Annotated in this window: 19 protein-coding genes, 1 tRNA gene and 1 pseudogene; 10 read left to right on the forward strand and 11 right to left on the reverse strand. The window is 72.2% G+C overall.

Annotation, left to right across the window (positions count from 1 at the left end; all coding sequences use genetic code 11):
• Window positions 1-92: 92 nt before the first annotated feature.
• Window positions 93-874, forward strand: a pseudogene (locus tag ABZS71_RS05920) (erythromycin esterase family protein).
• A 157-nt stretch (window positions 875-1031) separates the two neighbouring features.
• Window positions 1032-1409 carry a hypothetical protein gene (locus ABZS71_RS05925; protein ID WP_356207888.1) on the forward strand — a complete coding sequence of 126 codons (378 nt, stop codon included), beginning with the start codon at window positions 1032-1034 and terminating at the stop codon, window positions 1407-1409.
• Window positions 1410-1976: 567 nt separating this feature from the next.
• On the opposite strand, the gene ABZS71_RS05930 is transcribed toward ABZS71_RS05925, so the two are convergent.
• The 5 genes from ABZS71_RS05930 to ABZS71_RS05950 all read right to left on the reverse strand — a co-directional run bounded on the left by ABZS71_RS05930 (window position 1977) and on the right by ABZS71_RS05950 (window position 5206).
• Complete coding sequence (locus ABZS71_RS05930; protein WP_356207890.1) at window positions 1977-2177, reverse strand: hypothetical protein; 201 nt, start codon at window positions 2175-2177, stop codon at window positions 1977-1979.
• On the reverse strand, window positions 2177-2530 hold the full coding sequence (locus ABZS71_RS05935) for a hypothetical protein (protein ID WP_356207892.1): 354 nt from the start codon (window positions 2528-2530) through the stop codon (window positions 2177-2179). The genes ABZS71_RS05930 and ABZS71_RS05935 overlap by 1 nt, the downstream gene beginning before the upstream one ends.
• Before the next feature lie 341 nt (window positions 2531-2871).
• Window positions 2872-4044 carry a helix-turn-helix transcriptional regulator gene (locus ABZS71_RS05940; RefSeq protein ID WP_356207894.1) on the reverse strand — a complete coding sequence of 391 codons (1173 nt, stop codon included), beginning with the start codon at window positions 4042-4044 and terminating at the stop codon, window positions 2872-2874.
• Window positions 4045-4116: 72 nt separating this feature from the next.
• A complete protein-coding gene (locus ABZS71_RS05945) occupies window positions 4117-4755 on the reverse strand; it encodes an HAD family hydrolase (protein ID WP_356207896.1) in 639 nt (212 codons plus the stop codon).
• A 378-nt stretch (window positions 4756-5133) separates the two neighbouring features.
• Window positions 5134-5206, reverse strand: a tRNA-Arg gene (locus tag ABZS71_RS05950).
• A gap of 380 nt (window positions 5207-5586) precedes the next feature.
• Between ABZS71_RS05950 and ABZS71_RS05955 the strand changes: the two genes are divergently transcribed.
• From ABZS71_RS05955 to ABZS71_RS05985, 7 genes are all read left to right on the forward strand, one after another.
• The gene (locus ABZS71_RS05955) at window positions 5587-7197 is read left to right on the forward strand and encodes a dynamin family protein (protein ID WP_356208143.1); all 1611 of its coding nucleotides are present in this window, start codon (window positions 5587-5589) and stop codon (window positions 7195-7197) included.
• Between the two features lie 6 nt (window positions 7198-7203).
• Complete coding sequence (locus tag ABZS71_RS05960) at window positions 7204-9147, forward strand: YfjP family GTPase (protein WP_356207898.1); 1944 nt, start codon at window positions 7204-7206, stop codon at window positions 9145-9147.
• A 141-nt stretch (window positions 9148-9288) separates the two neighbouring features.
• Window positions 9289-9768 (forward strand): single-stranded DNA-binding protein, encoded by a 480-nt coding sequence (locus tag ABZS71_RS05965; protein ID WP_356207900.1) that lies wholly within the window; start codon window positions 9289-9291, stop codon window positions 9766-9768.
• A 216-nt stretch (window positions 9769-9984) separates the two neighbouring features.
• The gene (locus ABZS71_RS05970; protein WP_356207902.1) at window positions 9985-11385 is read left to right on the forward strand and encodes an LAETG motif-containing sortase-dependent surface protein; all 1401 of its coding nucleotides are present in this window, start codon (window positions 9985-9987) and stop codon (window positions 11383-11385) included.
• Between the two features lie 229 nt (window positions 11386-11614).
• Window positions 11615-13279 (forward strand): energy-dependent translational throttle protein EttA, encoded by a 1665-nt coding sequence (gene ettA, locus ABZS71_RS05975; RefSeq protein WP_356208145.1) that lies wholly within the window; start codon window positions 11615-11617, stop codon window positions 13277-13279.
• 5 nt (window positions 13280-13284) lie between these two features.
• Window positions 13285-13755: a thioesterase family protein gene (locus tag ABZS71_RS05980; RefSeq protein ID WP_356207904.1), complete on the forward strand. Its 471-nt coding sequence runs from the start codon at window positions 13285-13287 to the stop codon at window positions 13753-13755.
• Window positions 13752-14552 (forward strand): hypothetical protein, encoded by an 801-nt coding sequence (locus ABZS71_RS05985; protein WP_356207906.1) that lies wholly within the window; start codon window positions 13752-13754, stop codon window positions 14550-14552. Before ABZS71_RS05980 ends, ABZS71_RS05985 begins: the two co-directional genes overlap by 4 nt.
• A gap of 99 nt (window positions 14553-14651) precedes the next feature.
• Here ABZS71_RS05985 and ABZS71_RS05990 read toward each other — a convergent pair whose 3' ends face one another.
• The gene (locus tag ABZS71_RS05990; RefSeq protein ID WP_355854800.1) at window positions 14652-15056 is read right to left on the reverse strand and encodes a globin; all 405 of its coding nucleotides are present in this window, start codon (window positions 15054-15056) and stop codon (window positions 14652-14654) included.
• A 176-nt stretch (window positions 15057-15232) separates the two neighbouring features.
• Here ABZS71_RS05990 and ABZS71_RS05995 point away from each other — a divergent pair, with 176 nt between their 5' ends.
• Window positions 15233-16255, forward strand: coding sequence for a methyltransferase domain-containing protein (locus ABZS71_RS05995; protein WP_356207908.1), 1023 nt, complete (start codon window positions 15233-15235; stop codon window positions 16253-16255).
• Window positions 16256-16293: 38 nt separating this feature from the next.
• On the opposite strand, the gene ABZS71_RS06000 is transcribed toward ABZS71_RS05995, so the two are convergent.
• The 5 genes from ABZS71_RS06000 to ABZS71_RS06020 all read right to left on the reverse strand — a co-directional run bounded on the left by ABZS71_RS06000 (window position 16294) and on the right by ABZS71_RS06020 (window position 24303).
• Window positions 16294-17577, reverse strand: coding sequence for an FHA domain-containing protein (locus tag ABZS71_RS06000; protein ID WP_356207910.1), 1284 nt, complete (start codon window positions 17575-17577; stop codon window positions 16294-16296).
• A 63-nt stretch (window positions 17578-17640) separates the two neighbouring features.
• Complete coding sequence (locus tag ABZS71_RS06005) at window positions 17641-19011, reverse strand: VWA domain-containing protein (protein WP_356207912.1); 1371 nt, start codon at window positions 19009-19011, stop codon at window positions 17641-17643.
• Window positions 19012-19133: 122 nt separating this feature from the next.
• Window positions 19134-20489, reverse strand: coding sequence for a PP2C family serine/threonine-protein phosphatase (locus ABZS71_RS06010; RefSeq protein WP_356207913.1), 1356 nt, complete (start codon window positions 20487-20489; stop codon window positions 19134-19136).
• Between the two features lie 3 nt (window positions 20490-20492).
• Complete coding sequence (locus tag ABZS71_RS06015; protein ID WP_356207914.1) at window positions 20493-22982, reverse strand: tetratricopeptide repeat protein; 2490 nt, start codon at window positions 22980-22982, stop codon at window positions 20493-20495.
• On the reverse strand, window positions 22975-24303 hold the full coding sequence (locus ABZS71_RS06020; protein WP_356207915.1) for a hypothetical protein: 1329 nt from the start codon (window positions 24301-24303) through the stop codon (window positions 22975-22977). The genes ABZS71_RS06015 and ABZS71_RS06020 overlap by 8 nt, the downstream gene beginning before the upstream one ends.
• Window positions 24304-24321 lie beyond the last annotated feature (18 nt).

Below are 24321 nucleotides of genomic sequence, written 5' to 3' on the forward strand. Positions count from 1 at the left end.
GTGTCCTCCGGGATCTCCCCCACACCCACCGGCCGCAACACAGTCCGCCCCCAACACAGGCCACGCTCACCCCCGGCGGACGAGCGCCACCAATGCCCTACAACCACACTCAGCGACTTCGCCAACGGAATCAGATCTACGGATTCCGAGCGGCTTTCGGCGCGGGCGAGACATGCGAGCAGGAGATCGTGGAGCAGCTGGAGGATCTGCAGCGCCACGGGCTGGAGTACGCCCGCAGGGACGGGCTGCTGGCCGAGGACGACCTCTTCTACGCACAGCGCAACGCGGTCACGGTGCGGAACGCCGCCGAGTACTACCGCTCGATGTTCGGCGGAAGGGTCTCCTCGTGGAATCTGCGGGACCGGCACATGGTCGAACCCTGGGCGCGCTCGCCGAGCATCTGAGCGGCCGGCGAGGCGAACCGGCGAAGATCGTGGTGTGGGAGCACAACTCGCACCTGGGCGACGCCCGGGCCACGGAGTCCGCGATGCGCGGCGAACTCAACGTCGGCCAGCTGGTGCGCGAAACCCACCCCGGCGACTGCCGCCTGCTGGGTTTCACCACCTACACGGGCACCGTGACAGCAGCGGACGACTGGGGAGGCCCGGCCGAACGGAAGCGGGTGCGACCCGCACTCGGGGAGAGCGCCGAGGAGCTCTTCCACGAGCTGGGAGAGCAGGAGTTCCTGCTTGACTTCGGCAAGGCGCCCTCCGCCGCCGAACGTCTGGCCTCAACGCGTCTGGAACGTGCGATCGGGCTGATCTACCGCCCGGAGACTGAGCGGCAGAGCCACTACTTCCTGGCGCGTGTCGCGGACCAGTTCGACGCGGTCATCCACATGGATGAGACGCGAGCCGTCGAGCCCCTGGAGTGAACCGCCCGCTGGGAGAGGGGCGAGGCTCCCGAGACCTACCGCCTCGCCGAGTCCTAGCGCATCAGCCACATGCCTGCCCGTCACCTAGAAATCTCCTGAGGGCGACGCAAGCTGCAAATCCAAGACCGCGATTTGCGCGGCCGGCGCCCCGTGGTACGTGTCCGACATCAACACCCTGTGTGGCGGCCCCTCTTCCACGCAGATGGTGCACCTCGTCTCCGAGCCATCCACTGGCGGGGACCCTGGCGTCTCGTACTGCATCGCCTGGACTGGCAGCAGCGATGGCACCGGCCGCAACGGCGCGCTCCTCATGAATGCCCCCGGGTATCAGTGCGGCGCCGACTTGTTGGGCGCCGTCGACGCGCAAGCTGTTCACCCGGATGGCAATTCCGGCGTGTTCTACGACGCCCCGCAGGAGTGCGCGCCCCTTTACCCGGGCAGCCGCCTGACCTACCCAGCCAAACTCGACTACAGCAGTCTCGGCGACGAGCAGCCGCCGACGTACGTTTGCCTCACAGAACACGTTGGTGCCTGACGAGGAACGTCAACCTCACCGCTGGGCTCGACAGCGACGGCCCCGCCGAATCTCCTTGCCTCCCGGGAAGGGCAGCACCGGGCCGGGGTAGTACCGCCTGCCGTAGACCGCACAGACCTCGGATGCCGTCGAGCGCACGGCCACGTGGCCAGAGAGGAGGTGCGGGCAGTGCCTGACCGCCTTGCAGCGCAGGGGAGGCACAGCGGGGGGTGTGTGGTCGTCAGCCTTTCGGGCCAGTTGGGCCAGTCGGGCCAGTCGCCGCGGTGGTCTTCGGTGAGGTACAGCACGCCTCGTTCGTCGCTGTGGGCCGGGCCGGCGCAGACCTGGCACAGGAGGCTGCGCATGGCACGACGCTGCCGCTGCGGGTGGACGGCGCCGAGCTTCGGCCTCCCCTGCCCGCGCTGGAGCGCGCAGCGGTGCCGCAGAGCGCCGCGGCTGTCGCGATCGTGCGGCAGCTCGTCGGCATAGGCGATGCCCCGCTGGCCCTGTATCAGCCGACGCTTGATGTGCTGCTCCCCGCTCCACGTGACGATGTACGGACGAGCCCCGACCGGGACAACGGGTCGGTCATCGCTTCCAGCCCCCTGGCTGCTGGAATGCCCGTCCGCTCTCGCGTCGGGCGCGGCGGTAGGCGTCCAGCAGGGTGCTGCCGGTCTTGCAAGCCTCGTCCGACGCCCAGCAGTCCCGGCAGCCTGCGGCGTGTTCGAGGGCCGCTCGCCACGCCTCTTCAGTGGCGCGCCCGAGGACGGGGGTGCAGATCTGGAACATCACCGGGCTGTCACCTCCTCAGCCACGATCGCCCGCGCCAGGGCCTCGTAAAGCAGCTCGGCGTTGGTGAAGTAAGTGTCGGGTCCCACCGGTAGGCGCCAGTGCAGGCGGGGGCCGGCCGTGTGCGAGACGGGCGGCACGCCGACATAGGTGGTTTCTGCGCTGCCCGCGTTGAGAACCTGCACGCCCGGGAGGCGAGGCCAGTGATCGGCGTCCTGCGGATGGACCAGCCAGTACATGAGGCTGTAGTCGGCGATGACGGCGCCGCTCACGCTGCCGAGCAGTTCCAGGGCGCGGTCTCCGACGGCGACGGGGGCACGGACGGCGTCCCAGTAGGGGCCGACCTCGATCATCTCTACGTCGGTACCGTTCGGCGGTGCCCATAATCTGGGGGTTAGAAAGTCCGTATTCATTCGGCTCGCCTTAGTCGCGGTGATCTTCACAGACGACGACAGGTCACACGCGGTCATGGCCGGGGAGGTTGATGTGCCCGGCGGTGTACAGCGTCCGGGGCCACGGCTGCGCATCGGAAGCACGCCTCGCCGTGGAGCCGGACGATGCTGATGTGCTCGCCTACGGGACCCCGGGCGGGTTTGGCCATGGCTGGTGCTGTCCCATCTGCCTGATCGGTGTGGACAGGTAGATGGTTCTCCGCTGCGAGAGCCGCAAGTGACCCAGTGAGGGTCAGTCGTGGTCACTCGCCCGCGTGACACCACTCGGCGAAGTTGCTGAGGCTCTCGGCGTCAGCGCGCCGCAGACGGCGCAACGTCCCGGCATCTTCACGCACCCACGGGTGGTCACGCGTGTGCTGCGGCGCGATCCGACGAGCGACCTTCAGCGACTCGAACGCATCATGCGGGAGTCCCACCCACAGCTGCGCACGAGCCATCTCGATGTAGAACCCGCTCCGGCGCTCGGCAGGCAGGTCCCGCGGCGGCGCCCATTCGCCGGCGACGTCGAGGGCGCGCCGCACGTGGTCATCACCAAGGCTGACCGCGACCGACACCTCATGGATGCGGAGGCTGTCTGGGCCGAACGCCGTGCCCTGATAGACGCTCTCAGGTACAGCCTCCCCCAGGCGCCGGGCCTCCGCGAGGTGCTGATCCGCAGCCTCTGCCAGACCGGCGCGCCCCGCGATCACAGCAGCCCGCATGTGCAAGGCCCCCCGCGCAGCGAGGGCCGCGGCAGCACGTCCGACAGGAACCCTGTCCGCAGCGGCCTCAATGGCGCGCAGGCCAGGGGCGTACGCGCGGGCTGCGAAGAAGGTCTCGGTGCGGACGTACGCGACAGCCGCGTCCAGCAAAGCGTTCTCGGCGTGCGGTGCTGCCCACCGCATCAGGTCCACCAGGCGGGCAGAGAGGTCCCGGGCGCCGTACTTGTACGCCACGGCGTCCGCAGTCCGGAGCGCGGCGACCAGCAGGCCCGCAGTCTCGGCTTGCTCTTCGGCTGGAGCGAGGTGGAAGGCGCGGATCAGCTCTCCGAGGAGCTTCGGCAGATGACGGGCGATCCGGACGTACTGGGCAGCCAGGCGCCACGTCACCGCCTCGTCCACCGCTGTTCGCAGCTCGGCCAGTGGGCGGACCGGCCCATCGTCCGGTACGTCGTACGCGGCGATCACAGCCGACAATGTCGGCATGGCGACGTGCACACGGGCCTCTGCTCGGTCCCGGCTTCCCAGCAAGCGGGACGGATCGACTCCGAGAGCGGCAGCGAGGGCCTCAACCACGTTGTCGCTGGCGCCCCTGGCGCCGCGCTCGATCTTCCGTAAGGTCGCGACGTGTACCCCGGCAGCGTCCGCCAGCTCTTGCTGCGTCATGCGTGCGATGCGGCGCTGATAGGCCAGGCGCCGGGCAAGATCGGTGGGCATGGCGGTGCTCCGTCCGGTGCGTCCACTCCGAACGGTAGCGAGCGCTCCCTGCCTTCGGGGCCGCTCGCCTCATCAGGTGGCTGCGAGGCGCACGAGGTCGTGCAATGAATCGACCTGCCAGTCGGCGGCGGCCGCCTCGGGCGTGCCCGACCAGAAGTACCCCCAGGGCCCACGGCGCAGGTGTACGGTGCGCAGGCCCGCGGCCTTCGCCGGCCGCGTGTCGTTCGCGGGGTGGTCGCCGACGTACACCGTCTCGTCGGGCACGGTCCCCGCGAGGTCCAGGACGCGGGCGAAGAAGCGGGGGTCGGGCTTGGCGATGCCCCACTCTCCCGAGGTGGCGACCCCGTCGACCGGCAGGTCGAGGTCCCGCAGCAAGGCGCCGGCGCATGCGGTCTGGTTGCCTGCGATGACGACGTGGACGCCCGTCTCGCGGAGAGCTGCGAGGGCTGGACGTACATCTGGGTAGAGATCGGACTCGCTCAGATGCTCGCCGACCCCTGCGGCCTCCATGGCGGCGCGCTCGGCGGCGATGTCGATACCGGGCCGGATGAGTTGCAGTGCCTCCGCGTTGTCGCGCCCTTGAGCGACGACCGCACCGACGAGGGCGGAGAGGGTGTGACGGGGGATGCTCAACCAGTCGGCCCATGCTGCCCATCCGCGGTCGTCCCGGATCAAGGTCTCCCCGACGTCGAGTACCACTGCGCGAATCATGCGGGCAGCGTAGAACAGCACCAAGGTCCCCTTACCTGGCCCGAAGGCCAGACGAGGGGGCAAGCGTTAACGAAGGCCGAGAACAATTCACGCCCAGTGACTCCGCGAGCATCGGCTCGCTGGAGGGACGCGCTGGCCCGGCGGTACAACGAGTGGCTGAGCCGGACCGGCCGTGGGGCCGACAGCTGGGTATGACGCGCTTCACCGCGTATTCACCGTGGTCACCCGCAGAGCCCCGGTGACATCCGGACACAGCCGGCCCGCATCCTCGGGGAGCGGCGGGCCCGGCTTACGCCACCGCTACGGCGACCCCGCTAAAGTCCCCTTGAACAGGGCAAAGACCCCCTCCGCTACGTGCGTAGAGGAGAGGGTCCGCTGCGCCCCCGGCAGGACTCGAACCTGCGGCCAAGCGCTTAGAAGGCGCCTGCTCTATCCACTGAGCTACGGGGGCCGGTGGTCGTGGAGCTGGTGAGCCCCCGGGTGCCTGCGGTACCGACGTGCGGCCGTGGTGCGGGTGGCCGGGCTCGGCGGACCGTGACCTTGCCGGGGACAAGGATAGGGCTCCCTGCGCCTCGCCCCGGTTGCTTCACCTCCGTGGCACGTTGTGGAGGTTCAGTGAAGCGGTCCGATAATCGCAGGCAGGTGCGAAACTTGCATCGTTTTTCACGCCTCAGAGGACGGGTGTTGTGCACTCGTTATGCCTGAGCCTCTGTTGTCACGTCTGCCTCGTGCCCCTTTTGGGGTGATCCGGGTGGGTCTCTTTGACGCGCACGAGTGAGCATACGCTTCAAAATGACAACAAAAGCGGGCATTCTTCACCACGTGGCGATCTTGGACGTACGGCCCCGGCTGCTCGACGCGCTGACCGCACTGCGTGACCGCGTCGATGCCGCGCGGTTTCCGCTCCCCCTTCCCGGCGCCGACCGCGCTCGCCGCAGCCGTGCCGAGTTGCTCGCTCAACTGGACGACTACCTCGTGCCCCGGTTGCACGCCCCTGAAGCGCCCTTGCTGGCGGTTATCGGGGGATCAACCGGGGCGGGCAAGTCCACGCTCGTCAATTCGCTGGTGGGGCGGCGGGTCACCGAGGCCGGGGTGTTGCGGCCCACGACGCGTACGCCGGTGCTGGTGTGCCATCCCGACGATCATCCCTGGTTCGCCGGGCAGCGGGTGTTGCCGCAGCTCACGCGGGTGTGGGTGCCGACGCAGGGGGACCGGGCGGAGGGGGCGTACGACGAGGAGGAGCGGGCGCAGGAGGGGTCGGGGGCGCTGCGGGTGGAGACGGATCCGGGGCTCGCGCGGGGGCTCGCGCTGCTCGACGCGCCCGATATCGACTCGCTCGTCGCCCGCAACCGCGATCTGGCCGCCGAGCTGATCTGTGCCGCCGACATCTGGGTGCTGGTCACCACGGCCACCCGCTACGCCGACGCCGTTCCCTGGCATCTGCTGCGGACCGCGAAGGAGTACGACGTCACGCTCGTCACCGTCCTGGACCGGGTGCCGCACCAGGTGGCCGCCGAGGTCTCCCGGCAGTACGCCGCGCTCCTTACGGCGGCCGGGCTCGGCGATATCCCGCGCTTCACCATCCCCGAGCTTCCCGAGTCCGCGGGCGGCGGCAGCGGGCTGCTCCCGGCCACCGCCGTCGCCGCGCTGCGCGCCTGGCTCACCCAGCACGCCCAGGACCCGTACGCCCGTACCGTCGCCGCCGCCCGTACCGCTGCCGGGGCGCTCGCCTCACTGCGCTCCCGGATGCCCGCGCTGGCCGGGGCGGCGGCGGCCCAGCACGCGGCGGCGGTACGGCTGGTGCAGCGGGTCGAGGGGGCGTACGGGGAGGCGGCCGAGCGGGTGCGGCGCGAGATCGCCGGGGGCGCGGCGCTCGCGGGCGCCGCGCTCACCCACTGGCACGGCCGGCGGCACGACAGCACGCCCGAGGAGCTTCTCACCGCGCTCGCCGACTCCCTGGCCACCCTGTTGCGCAGCGCGGCCGCGGCGGCCGACGAGCGGGTCGCGGTGGCCGGGAAGCGGGATCCGGCCGCGCGGGCCGGGCTCGCGCCGTGCGACGCGCGCGGCGCCGCCGAACGGATCGGCGTGGCCGTACGGCACTGGCGGCGCTGCGTGGAGGAGCTGGCCGAGGAGGAGGCGCGGGGACGGGGCGCCGAATGCGGCGGCCCCTGCGCGCCGGAGGAGGTGGCCGCCCTGCTTGTGGCGTCCCTCCTGGGCGGACGCCGCGCCCGTAAGGCGGGCGAGAAGCTCGCTGAGACCCTGGGCGCGCATGGGGCGCTGCGTCTGGGCGACCGCGGCGGTCGGCTGCTCGACGACTGTGTCGCGCGCGCCATGGAGGCGGAGCGGGACCGGCGGCTGGCGCCCCTGGACGTCCTGGACGTGAGCCCGGACCACCAGGTCCAGCTGATCGCCGCGCTGTCCGTACTACAGAAGGAGAGGTGACCGAAGGTGACGGCCACTGAGGACCATGGAGGAGGTCATGGGGCGGGGGCGCGGCCACGCCAGACGTGGGACGACGGTCTGATCGCCCGGCGGGCGCAGCGGCGGGTCGGAGGGCGGACGCAGGGACGGGCCCAGGGCGGTTCGGCAGCCGGTGCGGGCGAGGGGGCGACGGGCGCCTCCTGCGGCCCGGGGGAGGGCCCGCGCGGGGAGCGGGGACGCCGGGAAACGGCGGAGGCCGGGGAGCGGGCGTACGGCGGTCCGTCGTACGGCGCGTACGACCCGGGCGGCGCGTATGAACCCGGCGGCGCCGCGTATGAACCCGGCGGCGGCGCGTACGGACCCGGGGCCCGGAGCTTCGCCGCGGGCGCTCTGCGGCCCCGCCTGGACGCCCTGCGCCAGCTCGTGGGGCTCTCCCGTACCCGGCTGGACGGGCGCACGCTCGCCGGGGCCGTGAGGGTGCTCGACGAGGCCGACGCGCGGGGGCGGCATCCGCTCGGTCACACCGTCGTCGCCTTCGCCGGAGCCACCGGAAGCGGTAAGTCGACACTTTTCAACGCGCTTGCGGGGGCGCATCTGTCCGAGGCCGGGATCTGCCGTCCGACCACCGCCGCGCCGCTCGCCTGTGCGTGGACCGATCACGCCGAGGGTCTGCTGGACCGGCTCGGCATCCCGGTGGCGGACCGGCGTCGGCCGGCCCATCCGTACGACCCCGCGCTGCGCGGGCTCGTCCTTATCGACCTGCCCGACCACGACTCGGCGGCCTCGGGGCACCGGGAGCGGGTGGATCGGCTGCTGGGGCTGGTCGACGCGGTGGTGTGGGTGGTGGATCCGGAGAAGTACGCGGACGCGGTGCTTCATGAGCGCTATCTGCGGCCGCTCGCCGGTTATGCCGAGGTGACCTTTGTCGTGCTCAACCAGGTGGACCGGCTGCCGGGCGAGGCCGCCGTTCAGGTGCTGGACGATCTGCGGCGGCTGCTGGACGAGGACGGGCTCGCGCTCGGCGAGCACGGGGAGCCGGGGGCGGCCGTCCTCGCGCTGTCCGCGCTGACCGGCGAGGGCGTCGGGGAGCTGCGGGAGATGCTGGGCCGGCTCGCGGCCGAGTGCGGGGCGGCCGAGCGGCGGCTGGCGGCGGACGTGGACGGCACGATGGCGCGGCTGCGGCCGCAGTACGTGGCGGACGGCGCGCCGGTCGGGTTCAGCGAGCGGGCGCGGGCGGAGTTCGAGGACCGGCTGGCGGAGGCGGCGGGCGCGGCGGCGGCCGGGCAGGCGGCGGAGCGCGCCTGGCTGCGGGACGCGGCATGGGCGTGCGGGACGCCATGGGGGCGGCTCGCACGGGGGAGGGCCCTGGGACGGACGGGGAGAGCCGCGCGGGCCGCGGACCGGACGGATATCCCGGGGGCGAGGGCGTCGGCGGTGGAGGCGGTCACCGCCCGGCCCGCGGTGGAGGAGGCCGTACGGACGCTCGCGGACGAGGCGACCGCGGGGCTGCCGGGACCGTGGGCCCAGGCCGTGCGGGAGGCAGCCGGATGGGGCGGCAGAGGGCTGCCGGAGGCGGTGGACGAGGCGGTGGCGGCCGCGACGGCGGGCCGGCGTCCGGCCCGGCCCCCATGGTGGTCGGTGGTGGCGGCGGCGCAGGTGGCGTTGCTGGTGGTGCAAGTGGTGGGGGTGGTGTGGCTGTTGGGGGTAGTGGCGGGGCTGTTCGGCGGGGTGGAGTGGTGGTTGCCCGCGCTGCTGACGACGGGCGGTGCGGCGGTCGGATCGGGGCTGGCGTGGTGCTGCGGGGTGGCGGCCCGGGGGCCCGCGCGCCGCCACGGGCAGGCGGCGGAGGCGCGGCTGCGGGAGGCGGCGGTGGGGTGCGGACGGGCGCGGGTGCTGGAGCCGGTGGGGGCGGAGCTGGCGCGGTACCGGGAGGTACGGGCGCAGTACGTCATCGCGACGGGCGGTGGATGACGGCGCACTCACTCGGACGAGTGGCCCGGTTGTCCACAACCGGGTGCTCGTGCACAGGGCCCGGCGGGCCTTCGCGATTCCATGCAGCATGGACGACGAACGGCACGGGAGAGCCGCGAAGTGATGGGGGAGGCGGGTCCGTTGAACGAGAGCTGGGTGACCGTGGTGGGCAATGCCGCGACGCGGCCGGACTTCTGGGAGACGGCGGCCGGGGTCGCGGTGGCCCGGTTCCGGCTGGCGGTGACGGTGCGTCGGTGGGACCGCGGGCGCGACGCGTGGGCGGACGCGTACACGAGTTTCTACACGGTCTGGACGTGGCGGACGCTCGCCGCGAATGTGGCCGGGTCGGTGTCGCTCGGCGAACCGCTCCTCGTCCATGGGACGTTGCGCGTGCGAGAACGGGAGCGGGAGCGGGAGAAGGACCAGCGTCAAGGGGACGTAGCTGGTGCTGATGCTGGTGCAGGCGCGGGCGGGGGCGGGGGCGGGGCCAGACGGTGGATCACGGCCGAGATCGACGCGGTGGCGGTCGGGCATGACCTGTCGCGCGGTACGTCCGCCTTTCGGCGGGTCTCACAGGCCAAACCTCTTCTCAACGTACCGACCGGGGCAACTTCCCATTGATCGGCCCGGATTGGGGGGGATTTGTCGATAATCCCAGGTCATGCGGGGTCTGAGTGGAGATAACGATTCCGATTCGGATCGGTTGGGAGCAGGTATTCCCGGCGACCGTGGGGTTTCTTTCTCCCTAGGATCCGTGCGTGCCCAACGGGGCTTCCTGAGTTTTGAGTTCGCTGGCGAGGCGCACCTACTGACTGGCGCTCGCCCGGAGGGGAAACCATGATTTCTGTAAGGAGGCGGGGCGTTGCCCGCCTTGCGGCCGCCGTGCTGGCGTCCGGTCTGGTCGCGGCCGGGGCGATAGCCACCGCATCCACCGCCGCCGCCGATGACACGCCCCCGAGCCAGGGCGGCGCCGCCGCCACGCTCAGCGGTCTCAGGACCTTCGACAAGGCCGTCATCCACGACAACGGCAAGGACCAGGAGGTCGGGGCCGGCCTCTTCGAGATGGCGGTCGACAACGGCGGCTCCATCCAGACGTACTGCATCGACCTGCACAACCCGACGCAGAGCAAGGCCCAGTACAACGAGAAGTCCTGGAGCCAGACCTCGCTGGCGAACAACTCCGACGCGGGCAAGATCAACTGGATTCTCCAGAACTCGTACCCGCAGGTGAACGACCTCACCGCGCTGGCGAAGAAGGCGGGCTCCGACGCTCTCAGTGAGAAGACCGCCGCCGCCGGTACGCAGGTCGCCATCTGGCGCTTCTCCGACCACGCGAAGGTCGACGCGGTCGACCCGGCGGCCGAGAAGCTCGCCGACTACCTCGAGAAGAACGCCCAGAACCTCGGGGAGCCCAAGGCGTCGCTGAGCCTGGACCCGCCCGCCGTCTCCGGCAAGGCCGGTGACCGGCTCGGCCCGATCAAAGTCAACACCAACGCGGACAGCGTCACCCTCACCCCGGGCACCGATGCCGCGAGCTCCGGCGTCAAGCTCGTCGACAAGAGCGGCAAGGCGATCACCAGCGCCGCCAACGGCAGCGAGGTGTACTTCGACGTCCCGGCCGGCGCGTCCGACGGCTCCGCCTCGCTGACCGTCCAGGCCGCCACCAAGGTTCCGGTCGGCCGGGCGTTCGCCAGCGACACCAAGAGCCAGACCCAGATCCTGGCCGGCTCCAGCGAGAGCACCGTCTCCGCCACCGCCACCGCCAACTGGGCGAAGAAGGGTGCGATCCCGGCGATCTCCGCCGAGAAGGACTGCGCCAAGGGCGGCGTGGACATCACCGCGACCAACAAGGGCGACGAGGCGTTCACCTTCGAGCTGCTGGGCCAGAAGTACACTGTGGAGGCCGGTCAGTCGAAGACCGTCACCGCCCCGGTGAAGGAGGACCAGAGCTACAAGTTCACCATCACGGGTCCGAACGGCTTCGAGAAGACCTTCTCCGGCGTCCTCGACTGCAAGACCGCCAGCAGCGGCGGCAGCAGCAGCGACACCCCCTCCTCGCAGCCGAGCCCCGCGTCGGCCGGCGGCTCCACCGGCGGTGACACCACCGGCGGCGACCTCGCCGAGACCGGTAGCAGCAGCAACACCCCGATGATCGCGGGCATCGCCGTGGCGCTCGTCGCGGTCGGCGGCGGCGCGATCTTCTTCGTCCGTAAGAAGAAGGCCACCGCGGGTGAGTGAACATCGCAGCATGCAGTGATCGCTGATAACACACAGTGATGAAGGCCGGAGCCTCGGAGAGGTTCCGGCCTTTGCGTCGGGGCCGCGCCGGGGCGGTGGGCCCATGGGTTTCCGCCTTGGGCTTGGCATACGGCAAGATGGGATGTATCTGCCCTCACGCGGCCGGGCCGCCATGGACACCGCGGCGGGGCCGCAGCTCGATACCTACCAGAAAGCCGGACGGTTTCTCTTGGCTGAGTTCATCTACACCATGCGCAAGACGCGCAAGGCCCACGGCGACAAGGTGATCCTCGACGATGTCACGCTGAGCTTTCTGCCCGGCGCGAAGATCGGTGTCGTGGGCCCCAACGGCGCCGGTAAGTCGACGGTGCTGAAGATCATGGCCGGTCTGGAGCAGCCGTCCAACGGCGACGCCTTCATCTCGCCCGGCTACAGCGTCGGCATCCTGCTCCAGGAGCCCCCGCTGGACGAGTCCAAGACCGTGCTGGAGAACGTCCAGGACGGTGTGGCCGAGACCAAGGGCAAGCTCGACCGCTTCAACGAGATCGCCGAGCAGATGGCGACCGACTACAGCGACGAGCTCCTTGAGGAGATGGGCAAGCTCCAGGAGGACTTGGACCACGCCAACGCCTGGGATCTCGACGCCCAGCTGGAGCAGGCCATGGACGCCCTCGGCTGCCCGCCCGGCGACTGGCAGGTCACCAACCTCTCCGGCGGTGAGAAGCGCCGCGTCGCGCTCTGCAAGCTGCTGCTGGAGGCTCCCGACCTGCTGCTGCTGGACGAGCCCACCAACCACCTGGACGCCGAGTCCGTCCAGTGGCTGGAGCAGCACCTCGCCAAGTACGCGGGCACCGTCGTGGCCATCACCCACGACCGGTACTTCCTGGACAACGTCGCCGAGTGGATCCTGGAGCTCGACCGCGGCCGCGCGATCGGTTACCAGGGCAACTACTCCACGTACCTGGAGACCAAGCAGACCCGTCTCAAGGTCGAGGGCCAGAAGGACGCCAAGCGCGCCAAGCGCCTCAAGGAAGAGCTGGAGTGGGTCCGCTCCAGCGCCAAGGGCCGCCAGGCCAAGTCCAAGGCGCGACTGACCCGTTACGAGGAGATGGCCGCCGAGGCGGAGAAGACCCGGAAGCTGGACTTCGAGGAGATCCAGATTCCGCCGGGCCCGCGGCTGGGCAGTGTCGTGGTCGAGGTGGAGAACCTCTCCAAGGCGTTCGGCGACAAGGTCCTCATCGACGACCTCTCCTTCACCCTGCCGCGCAACGGCATCGTCGGCGTCATCGGCCCCAACGGCGCCGGCAAGACCACGCTGTTCAAGATGATCCAGGGCCTGGAGACCCAGGACTCGGGCAAGATCAAGGTCGGCGAGACCGTCAAGATCTCCTACGTCGACCAGTCCCGCGCCAACATCGACCCGAAGAAGACGCTGTGGGCGGTCGTCTCCGACGAGCTCGACTACATCAACGTCGGACAGGTCGAGATGCCGTCCCGCGCGTATGTCTCGGCCTTCGGTTTCAAGGGCCCGGACCAGCAGAAGCCGGCCGGGGTGCTCTCCGGCGGTGAGCGCAACCGCCTCAACCTCGCGCTCACCCTCAAGCAGGGCGGCAATCTGCTGCTCCTCGACGAGCCGACCAACGACCTCGACGTCGAGACCCTCTCCTCGCTGGAGAACGCGCTGCTGGACTTCCCCGGCTGCGCCGTGGTCGTCTCCCACGACCGCTGGTTCCTCGACCGCGTCGCGACGCACATCCTGGCGTACGAGGGCGACTCCAAGTGGTTCTGGTTCGAGGGCAACTACGAGTCGTACGAGAAGAACAAGATCGAGCGACTCGGCCCGGACGCGGCCCGTCCGCACCGTGCCACCTACAAGAAGCTGACCCGGGGCTGAGGGGGATGGCCCGCCATATCTACTCCTGCCCCCTGCGCTGGTCCGACATGGACGCGTTCGGCCACGTCAACAATGTGGTCTTCCTCCGCTATCTGGAGGAGGCGCGCGTCGACTTCATGTGGCGACTGGCGCCGGGGAACGGGAGCGACGCGTTCACCGGCGGCGTGGTCGTCGCCCGGCACGAGATCGACTATCTGAAGCCCCTCGTCCACCGGCACACCCCGGTGACCATCGAGACCTGGGTGACGGAGATCCGTGCCGCGTACATGACCCTCCGGTACGAGATCAAGGACGAGGAGGCCCTGTATGTGCGGGCCGCCACCCGTATCGTCCCGTACGACCTCGCACAGGGCCGGCCGCGCCGGGTCACGCCCGAGGAGGAGAGCTTCCTGACGGCCTACCTGGAGCCCGCGGAGCCGGGGAAGACGAAGGCAGCGAAGAGGGACCAGCGGCCGGAAGGGGCCGTCACGGTATGACGGCCTTCCGCCATGAGCTCCACTTCGCCGACGCCGGGGAGGCGGCCGACCTGGCCGCCTTTCTGGCCCGGCTGATCCATTACGACCGCGCCGCCGCGGTGCGGCTGCAGGCGGGGGGCGGTGTGCTCGCCGTCTTCGGCCGGCCGCCGTCCTTCGAGGTGTTCGCCATCCGTACGGCGCGGCTGGAGCCCCCCGTCACGGCGGGCTCGCCGGGGGCGCTGGACACGACGGTCTCGGCCGGTGAGTTCGCGGACGCGCTGGACACGGCGCGGACCGCGGCGGCCGAGGGGACCTCGTCCGACGGTCTGGACGGAGGGCTCGTGGTCACCGTGCCGGAGGCCGTCACCGGTCCGCCGTGGGCCGGGGTGCTGCCGCCGCGCGGCGGCTGGCGCCGGGTGAGCGGCCTGCCGGGCGCGGACGAGGTGCGCGGGGCGGTCGCCGCTGCCGTCGCCGAGTTCCGCGCCCGTGACGAGGAGCTTTCCGAGGAGCGCCGTACGCGCGCCGAGCGCGACCGGATCGGCCATGAGATCTGGTCCCGTACGCTCGGCGACACCGGGCTGCCGCTGCGCGCCGTGCACGCGGCCCAGTCGCTGGGCTTTCTGCGCCCGGTGCGGGCGGCGGCGGGCGTCACCACCGCGCCCGGCGCAGCCGGCACCGCCCCCATGACCGCGCTCGCCCCGGTGGCCGAGCCGCTGGCGCTGCTCGCCGCGGGCGGCTGGCTGCGGCTGCGGACGCCTTACGGCTCGATCGCCGTCCGTACGGCGGGCTTTCCCGGGCTGTCCGTGACGCCTGCCTGACCGACGTCTGCGTGACTGAGCCATAAGGGCGCGTGGGGCCCGCCTGGGCGCGTGGGGCCCGCCTGGGCGCGTGAGGCCCGCCTGGGCGAGCCGGTTCGCTCAGCCCTCGGCGTTGATCATGGAAGCCGCCGCGTAGGTGAGGTAGTTCCACAGCTGGCGGTCCAGATCCGGCGCCAGCTCCAGCTCGTCGACCGCGTCCCGCATATGGCGCAGCCAGGCGTCATGGGCCGCGCGGTTCACGGTGAAGGGTGCGTGGCGCATGCGCAGCCGCGGATGGCCGCGGTTGTCGCTGTAGGTGCGGGGGCCGCCCCAGTACTGTATGAGGAAGAGCGTCAGCCGCTCCTCCGCCGGGCCCAGATCGTCCTCGGGGTACAGCGGCCGGAGCAGCGGGTCCTCCGCGACGCCCTGGTAGAAGCGGTGCACCAGACGCCGGAAGGTCTGCTCGCCGCCGACCTGTTCGTAGAAGGTCTGCTCCTGAAGTGTGCCGCGCGGAATGTCTTTCACGCCTCCATGCTCTCAGACCGTCCGGACAGGGAAAGGGGGCATGGGTCGCGGCCGGGAGGCGGGCGCAGGAGAGTGGACTCATGGGCAGCACGGGCGGTAGTACGCGCAGCGCGCCGGGCGCTACGGAGCGTACGCGGCGGCGGGAGCGAAGGGACCGTATGGACCCGAGGGACCGTATGGACCGGGGAGACCGTACGGACCCGGGAGCCGATCCGTACGCCATGGCGGCGGACGCGGCGCGGGCCGGGCTGGTCCGGGAGATCGCGGCGGGGGGCGGGCTGACGGACCCCGGTTGGCGGGCGGCCTTCGAGGAGGTGCCGCGCCATCTGTTCGTGCCGTACTTCTACGAGGCGGGCGGCGAAGGAGAGGCGCGCGGGGCGGCGGTCTACACCCGGCTGTGGCGGGACGACCGGGATCCGCTGCGGCGGGCCCGCTGGCTGGCCGGTGCCTACGCGGACGCGCCGCTGGCGACCCGGGTGCGCGACGGTGAGCTGATCTCCTCCAGCAGCCAGCCGTCGCTGATGGCGCGGATGCTGCACGCCCTCCAGGTGCGGGACGGCGACAGCGTGCTGGAGATCGGCGCGGGTACCGGCTACAACGCGGCGCTGCTCGCCCATCGGCTCGGCGACGCACAGGTGACCACTCTCGACCTCGACCCGGAGATCACCGAAACTGCCCGTAACCATCTGGCCGCGGCCGGATTCCGCCCGGCGGTCGTCACCGGCGATGGGGCGCGCGGCTGCCCCTCGCGCGCCCCCTACGACCGGATCATCGCCACCTGCGCCGTGCCGTCCGTACCGCAGGCGTGGCTCGGCCAGTGCTGGCCGGGCGCGCTCATCCTGACGCCGCTCGCCACCGGGCTGATCGCCCTGCGGGTCGCCGACGCCCGGCATGCGGAGGGGCGCTTCCTGGCCACGCCCGCGTACTTCGTCCCGCTGCGCGGCAGCGGCCCGCCGCCCTCGGTGCCCACCCACGGACTGCCGTCCCGGCCGCTGCTGGACGACTCCTTCCGCTTCCTGTTGAACGTGGCCACGGGCCATATGGAGCCGGTCGAGGCCCTCGCGCTGTGGGAGCACGAAGGCAGACCGGGGCGCGAGCGGTACGGGGTGACGGTGCGGGGCCAGCGCCAGTGGGCCTGGCTGGACGACCCGGAGGGCGCCTACGCCTGGCCGCTGGGGCCCGCGGTGGTGGGTGCCTGACCGCGGTCGGGCACCCACCGGTCGCCGTCCTGGCCGGCCTAGCCGCGGCGCACGGTGATCGTCGTCCAGGCACCGACATGGACGCGGTCGCCGTCCTGGAGCGGGATCGGGACATACGGCTGGATCGGCTCCTCGCCGCCGTTGATCGTGGTCCCGTTCGTCGAGTCCTGGTCGACGACCGCCCAGGCGCCGTCGGGCTGCGGGACGAGGACCGCGTGCTGATGCGAGACGCCCGGGTCCTCGGGCGGGCGCCCGAGGTCGATGTCGGGAGACTCGCCGGTGCTGTGGCGGCGCCGGCCGATGGTGATCTGCTGGCCTCCGAGCGGCAGTTGCTGCTCGGGGGAGTAGGCCGGGAGATTGAGGCCGGCCGCCTCCGGGCCGCTGCGGTTCATCATCGCCATGAAGTACTCGCGGTCCGGGCCGACGACCGCGACCCAGCTTCCGCCGGACGCCGGCGCCCCGCCCTGACCGTGACCCTGGCCGAAGGGGGCGGGCGGCGTCGCGTGCTGCGGCGGACCCGCGTGCTGCTGCGGCGGCGGGGGCCCCGGCTGCGACGGCGGGGGCGGCGCGGCACCCCGGTACTCGTCATTGCCGAAGGGCGGGGCGGGCGGCGCCGGGGCCTGGGGCGCCTGCGGGTAGCCGTATCCGTACTGCGGCGGGGCCGGGGGCGCGACCGGGCCGGGGCCCGCGCCTTGCGGCGGGGGCAGCGTCCAGTCGTCGTCGTTGCCGAACGACGGGCCCGAGGGCTGTCCCGGCTCCGCCGGGGACAGCGGCTCCGCCGGGCGGTTGATCTGGGACGGCCGCGATGCCTGGTACTCGCCGCCCTGTGTCGGATGCGGCGGGTGCTGGGCATGCGGAGGAAGCGGCTGCGGCGCCCCGGGCGGACCGGACTGCTGCGGCCCCGGCTGGAACAGGGGCGGCGGGGCGAAACCGCCTTGCGGAGGCGGCGGCGGGGCGAAACCGCCCTGCGGAGGCGGCGGCGGAGCGTACGAGGTGGGCGTCTGCGTCAGGAAGTTGAAGCGGCACTCCTCACAGAACGGAGCCTGCGCCTCACGCGGCGTACGGCACTGCGGGCACAGCTCCGCCTGGTAGGTGGCGTCCGGCTGGGGCGCGGGGTAGCCATAGCCTCCGTGGCCGCCGGGCGGCGGGGGTGGCGGTCCGCCCGGACCCGGGCCTCCGTAACCCCCCGGGGCGCCCGGCATCGGCGGCATCGGCGGTGGCGGGGCGGCGCCGGTGGGCATCGGTGTCCCCGACATTCGGTGGCCACACACCTCGCACCAGTCGTCGGCCGCCGATTGGTGGCCGTTAGGGCAGGTCGGCATGTCGGTGATCCCCCTCATGTGCCGTTCTTGGCGTTTTCTGCCGTAACGCGCGTGTTTCTTGTGCTACTTCTTCACGCGAACTGTCTTAGTGGAGCGCGTTTCTAGTGTCATCTCGTCCGCCTCCGCGACCTTCGCTTTCAGTCGCACAGTACCTGTCGGCGCGTCGACGACGTCCACCACCTTCGCAAGCAGCTTCGCCGTGTCCTCGTTCCCCGACGCGCTCGCCAGCTGTACGGCCCGGCCGAGCTTCGCGGTCGCCCCTTCGATATCGCCCGACTTGCGGGCATCCATGCCCTGTTGGATGACCTGAGCCAGTTCGGCCTGGCCCGTATAGTGCGCGACCTGCGGATTCATCGAGGTGGAGGCGGCCATGTCGTCCGTCCACACCGCCCGTACGAGGCCTTGTGCCAGCGGGGGCGGAGGGCTGCCGCCGCCGTCCGGCTCGGGCAGGACCAGGGACACCCGCGCCGCGAGCATCTCCCGGCCGACCTCGGCCGCGGGCACCCGTACGCACAGGTGGTAGTCGCGGGACTCATCGCCCCACGACCCCGTCCGATAGTCGCCCGCGCGCGGACCGGCGTCGGTGCGCCGGGCGGTCAGATCCTCGACCGTCGGTGCGACCTGTTTCACAAACGCGACCTCGGCGCCCCTCGGGGTCCACAGCCGCAGACTGACATCGGCGATCTCCTTGCCCATCGCCGTCTCCATCATCCGCCTGAAATCCGCGGCGAGTTCGGCGGGGTTCGCCACGATGTCGGCCGTTCCGAGCAGGGCGGAGGCGATCCCGGTGACCTCCTTGACCTCCCAGTCCGTGCCGACCCCGCGGGCATCGCAGGTGAAGCGGCCCGCGCAGGCGTCGAGCGCCGCCCGCAGAGCCTCGGGCTCCTCGTGCTCATTGCGGCCGTCGGTGAGCAGGATGCCGTGCCGGATCGCGACGTCGGCGGAGGCGAGCAGCCGGTCGGCGAGCATCAGCCAGGTGCCGATCGCCGTGCCCCCGCCCGGGCTCAGCTTGCGCAGCGCGTCCTTGGCCCCGGCGCGGGTAGCCGGATCGGCCGTGGCCGGTTGCCCGTTGCCCGGGAAGACCTCGACCGCCTTGTGGGTGCCCGCGACCACGGCGAAGGCGACGCCGTCGCGCACCGTGTCGATCGCGGCGGCGGTCGCGTCCCGTGCGTTGCGCATCTTCGTCGGCGGATGGTCCATGGAGCCGGAGCAGTCCACCATGATCACCACGGCCGCGTCGGCGGAGGCGCCGCCCCGGTCGTACGCGGCGGGGGCGAGGACGGGAGCGGGGATCGGTATCCCTCCGGTGGTCCCGCCGCCGGTCGAGGTGACCGTGACGATCGCGTTCACCTCGCGGCCTCCCTCGGGGAGGTACTCGTTCTGGTAGATCTCGACCGAGAACCGCGGCGCGTGGGGCTTGGAGAAGGTGGCCATCTGTTCCGCTCCTTGGCGCTCCATATGGATATATGGGTCTGTCGACAAAAGGGTTGAGAGCAGTGGCGTCCGCAGTGCCGCCCCCGCCGTACTGCGGCGGGGGCCGCGCCCCCCTCGGACCGTCAGGCGGAGCCTGCCCTGCCCGGCGGAGCGGGGAACGGCACGACCGCCACTGTTACGTTGTCGTGGCCCCCGCCGCCGAGGGCGTGACCCACCAGGACCTGGGCGCTGTTCAGCGGCCGGGACCGGGCGTCCGGCGGCACCGCGCGGGCCATCTCCTCCGCTGACTCGGCGTAGTTCCAGAGCCCGTCGGTGCACACCACCACGACACCGGGCCGGTCCGGCTTGAACGAGGCGGTGTGCGGGTCCAGTTCATAGGCGTCCGCGCCGAGCCAGCCGGTGATGGCGTGCGCGCGCTCGTCCGCGTACGCCTCGGCCTCGGACATCAGCCCCGCGGCCACCATCTGCGCCGCCCACGAGTCGTCCTCGGTGAGCCGGGCGGCCGGTGCCGTGCGGTCGTCCGGCACCCAGTAGACGCGGCTGTCCCCGATCCAGCCGACCGTGAGGATGTCGGAGGTGACCACCGCGCTGACGATGGTGCAGGCCGGTGCGTTCTGATGGCGCTGCTGATGCTCGTCGTGCGGGCCGGCCGCACCAGTCTCCAGCGCCAGGGAGTTGACCGCCTCGGCGGCGGCCACGATCGCCTCGTTCATGGCCTGCTGGGGATGGGCGCCGCGGGGGAGCGAGGCGAGCAGCGACTCGCCCGCCGTATGGGCCGCGGCCGCCGAGGCGTCGTCGGGGCGGGTGGCCGAGGAGACCCCGTCGCAGACGACCGCGACGACGGCCGGTGAGCCGTCGGGCAGCGCGGCGGCGGACACGGAGAACGCGTCCTCATTGCGGTGATGGCGCAAGCCCCGGTCGCTGGCCGCCGCGACGCCCTCCAGCTCCCGCTCCATGTGGTCGCGCGCACGCGCCTGGGCGTGCCCGCAGTGCTCGCAGTATCCGTCCTGGTCGATGGTGCCCTCCTGGCACGCGGCGCACCGGGGGCGGCCCTCGCCGCCGGGCAGCCGGGGGTCGGCCCCGGTGCCGGTGCCCGTGCTGCCTGTGTTTGTGGCTGTGCTGGTACTGGCCTGTGGGGCCGCTTCGGGTGCGGCGGGTGCGGCGGGGGCGCCGAGTGCCGCGGCGGCCCGCGGGTCGGCCACCGGCGCGTCCGCGCCGGGGCCCCCGGTGGGGGCCGGGGCCGGTGCCGGGGCGGCCAACGGGTAGTCCTCCGGCTCCTGGTCCGGCCGCCGCTCCTGCCGCGCCGCCCCGTCCGCGGGCGGCGCCGGGACGTCCCCGGCCGCTCCCACCGGCTGGGCCGTACGGGCCGCCGCCGACAGGTCGGCGCCGCACCCGTCGCAGTATCTGTCCCCCGACTCCGGCGGCTCTTCACAGGTCGGGCAGGCTGGCAGCCGGTGCAGCTGCGGCATCTGCGACATCGATCACACCCACGTTCTGGGGCGGAAACGGTTGGCCCGCTCCACCAGTTCGATCCTTTCCTCGCCGCGCTGCGCGAGCCTGGCGAGTACCCGGTACGAGCGCTCCAATCCGAAGCGCAGCCCGCGCTCGTCCAGGCTGCTCCCCAGCAGAGGCGGCCGGGTGTGCCCCGGCGGCGCTCCGCTGCTGCCGGACAGTACCCAATCCAGGGCGCTGCCCAGCACTTCCGTGCGCAGCCGCTCGCGCCGCACCGCGTCGAGGCTGAACTCGCCCAGCCGCTCGACCTGCGCCGCCGAGGCGGCGAGATCGGCCAGCAGCGCGTCATGCGGGGCGCGCTGGCGCAGCCGGGCCCGCACGGCGGCGACCCGCGCCGCCGTGTAGTGGATGGACGACTCCGGCACCGACTCCAGGGCTTGGACCGCGCCGACCCGGTCGCCGGAACACAGCCGCACCCGGGCGAGGCCGAAGGTGGCGCTGACGTAGCTCGGGTCGGTGGTCCATACCAGCCGGTAGTACTCCGCCGCGTTGTCCAACTGGCCGAGCACCTCGGCGCAGACGCCGAGCGCCAGCTTCGGCGCGGGCTCGCCGGGGAACGCGTCGTAGACGGCGTCGAAGGAGAGCGCGGCCGTCTCGTGGTCGCCGGTCGCCAGCGCGTGCAGCCCGCGGTACCAGACGATCCGCCAGTCGTCGCTGTACGCCGCCTCCAGACCGGTCAGCGCGATGCCCGCCTCCTGCGTCTGCCCCAGCTCCAGTTGGGCGCGCACCCGGCGCAGCCGCAGCTCGGGCGAGTCGGTGGGCGCGGTCTGGAGCGCGGCGCTCAGCTCGGCGGGGGCGGCGGCGAGCAGCCCGGCCAGAAAACCGGCGTTGGGGTCGGCCGGGTCCACCAGCGGCACCGGCAGCGCGAGCGCGGTGGCCCGCCCGTCCAGCGGGGCGATGGCGGGCAGCGGAAGGGCGAGCAGCCCCGGCGGCCGGCCGGGCCCCGCGGCGGCGTCCCGGTCGGTGGCCCGCGCGCCGAGGAGGGACGGATCCCGGCCGTCCTCGGCGAACAACTCGGTGTCCACCACCCGCGTTTCCGGCCCGAAGAGCGTCGACAGGGCGGGCCGCGGCCGACCGGTCTGCAGCGCCACGACCTCCCGCAGCACCCCCGTCAGCTGGTCGGCCATCTCCTGCGCGGAGGCGAACCGGCGGCTCGGATCCGGGTCGGTGGCCCGCACCAGCAGCCGGTAGAAGGATTCGTAGTGCCGGAAGACCTCGATGTTCTCGGGGTCGGGCAGGCTGTCCGCGAAGACGTTCGTATAGCCCTGGAAGTCGAAGGTGAGCACCGCGAGCGTGCGCGCCACCGTGTACAGATCGGAGGCGACCGACGGACCGGTCTCCGAGATCTCGGGCGCCTGGTAGCCGACCGTGCCGTAGATGGCGCTGTCCTGGTCGTCCATCCGCCGGACCGCGCCCATGTCGATGAGCTTGAGCTGGTCCTGCTGCTGTATGGCGTTGTCGACCTTGAAGTCGCAGTAGAGCAGATTGCGGCTGTGGAGATGGCCGAGGGCCTCCAGCGCCTCGATGCCGTACGCGCACGCCTGCTCGACCGGCAGCGGATCGCGCCGGCCGTCCGGGGTGCGGCGGCTGTTGGCGATGTCCTTCAGTGACTTGCCCCCGACGTACTCCATGACGATATAGCCGTCGAGGCTGCTGGTGCGCTGGTCGAGATGTTCGACGAAGTTGTAGATCCGGACGATGTTCGCGTGCTCGATCTCGGCGAGGAACCGGCGCTCGGAGACGGCGACCGCCAGCGCGTCCTCGTCGCCCGTGTCCAGCAGGCCCTTGAGGACCACCCAGCGGTCGGAGACCGCGCGGTCGATGGCCAGATAGATCCAGCCGAGGCCGCCGTGGGCCAGACAGCCCGCCACCTCGTACTGCCCGTGGACGACATCGCCGGGGCGCAGCTTCGGTACGAACGAGTACGGATGGCCGCACTTGGTGCAGAAGCCCTCGGTGCGGCCCGGCCGGTCGCCGCGGGTCCGGCCGACCGGCGACCCGCAGTCGCCGCGGCTGCAGAACCGCTTCCGCTCGGGGACCTCGGGGTTCTCCAGGACGGCCGTCCGCGGATCGGGGCGCGGCACCTCCGGCACGCTGACCAGGCCGGCGCCCAGTGCGTTCCGCCCGGAGGCGGACGAGGAGGAGCGGGAGTTGCGCACCGAGACCGAACGCGACGAGGACCGCCCCGACACGGAGCGGGCCAGCCGCCCGGACACCGACCGCCGGGACGAGGAGGAGCGCGACGAGCGGGAGGAGCGCGAGGAGGGCTGGGAGGGCTGGGAGGGCGCGGAGCCGCCGTCCCGGCCGCCACCGGTGATCCCGGTGGGCGGTGAGCTCACCATTCCGCGCGGTGAGACGACCGGCGCCATCCCGCAGATGCCGCAGTACAGCTCGCCGCCGCCCATGTCCTCGTACGACCCGCCGCAGTCACGCCGCTGGCAGGCGACCGCGTCACTCATGCCGCGCCCCCTCGGTGCTCTGGTCGGCCGGGCCCGCCTGGCGCGGAACCAGGGCCTCGGCCGCCGCCTGCTGATAGCGCAGCACGGCCTGCTCGGCCGCCCGCAGATCGCACGGGGCGCTCCACAGCATCCGGCGCGCGACGTCGTACCGCTCCACCAGCAGCGGATCCTCCGCCATACCGTGTCGGGCGACCTTCGCCTTGTACGCGTCGAGCCGGCCGCGCAGCTCGGCGCGGACCGCGAGCGGAGCGGTCACCGCGGTCAAGGACTCGCGGGCGCGCAGCAGCTCGTCGTCGGCGCGCTGCTCCAGGCTCTCCAGCAGCGGGGAGAGCCGGTGCCACTGGGAGCGCCTGCGGTAGTCGGCGGCGGTCACCAACTGCTCGTGCAGCGCGGTCGGCGGACCGCTGACCGCGGGCACCTCGGACGCCGCGATCTTCGCCAGCACCTCGCCGCGCGCCTGCCGCGCCTCCGCCAGCGTGCGATCGGCGCGGGAGAGCACATCGCGCAGCCGCATCAGCCGCCGCTCCGCGTCCTGCCGAACGTCCAGGACCGCCTCGATCTCGCGCCGTACGTCGTCCAGGGCGCGGGCCGCGCGGTCGTAGCGGACGGTGTGGGGGCTGCCGCCGCCGGGCGCGGAGCTGCCGGTGGCCGGCTTCCAGAAGGCGAGCGGATCGGAGACCACCCCGGCGCGCAGCGCGGTCAGCTCGGCGGTGATCTGCTCCAGATCGTCGCCCGAGGGGTGCTCACCGGGGCGCACACCGACGGAGTGCGCCAGCGAGCGGGTGCGGTGCAGCTCGGCGGCGAGCATGTCGATCCGGGCGGGCAGCGCGGACCACACGGCGTCGGCGGTGACGATGACGTCAAGGGCCTCGGCGTACCAGCGGTTCATCCGGTCGACCAGCTGGTCCAGGCTCAACTGCTCGCTGAGCAGGGGGGATCCGGTGAGGGTGGCGCTGCTGGGCAGGGTGATACCGGGCCCGCGCAGCAGCCCGGTGAGCTCGGCCAGCTCGTCGGGCGTGGGCCAGCGGTGGCGGGCGCGCACCTCACGGGCGCTGTGGAGCGCGTCCGTATAGGCGTCGAAATAGCTCCACAGGAGGGAGATGGCCTGCTCGGTGGTGGCCCACCGGTCCTTGGTGACGCCGGTCAGCTCGGCGCCTTCGAGGAGCCTTCTGCCCGCGTGGTCCTGGAGGGCGAGCAGCGAGGACTCGATCGCTTCGTGTTCGGCGGCGAGCTTCGCCAGCGCGCGGTCCACCTCCTCGCGGCCCATGGCCGGACCGTCGGGTGTCCCCGCGGCGCCGGGGAAGGATCCCGGGACCCCCATCGATCACCTCTCCGTGTC

The sequence above is a fragment of the Streptomyces sp. NPDC005393 genome (assembly GCF_040606675.1).
Lineage (GTDB): Bacteria > Actinomycetota > Actinomycetes > Streptomycetales > Streptomycetaceae > Streptomyces.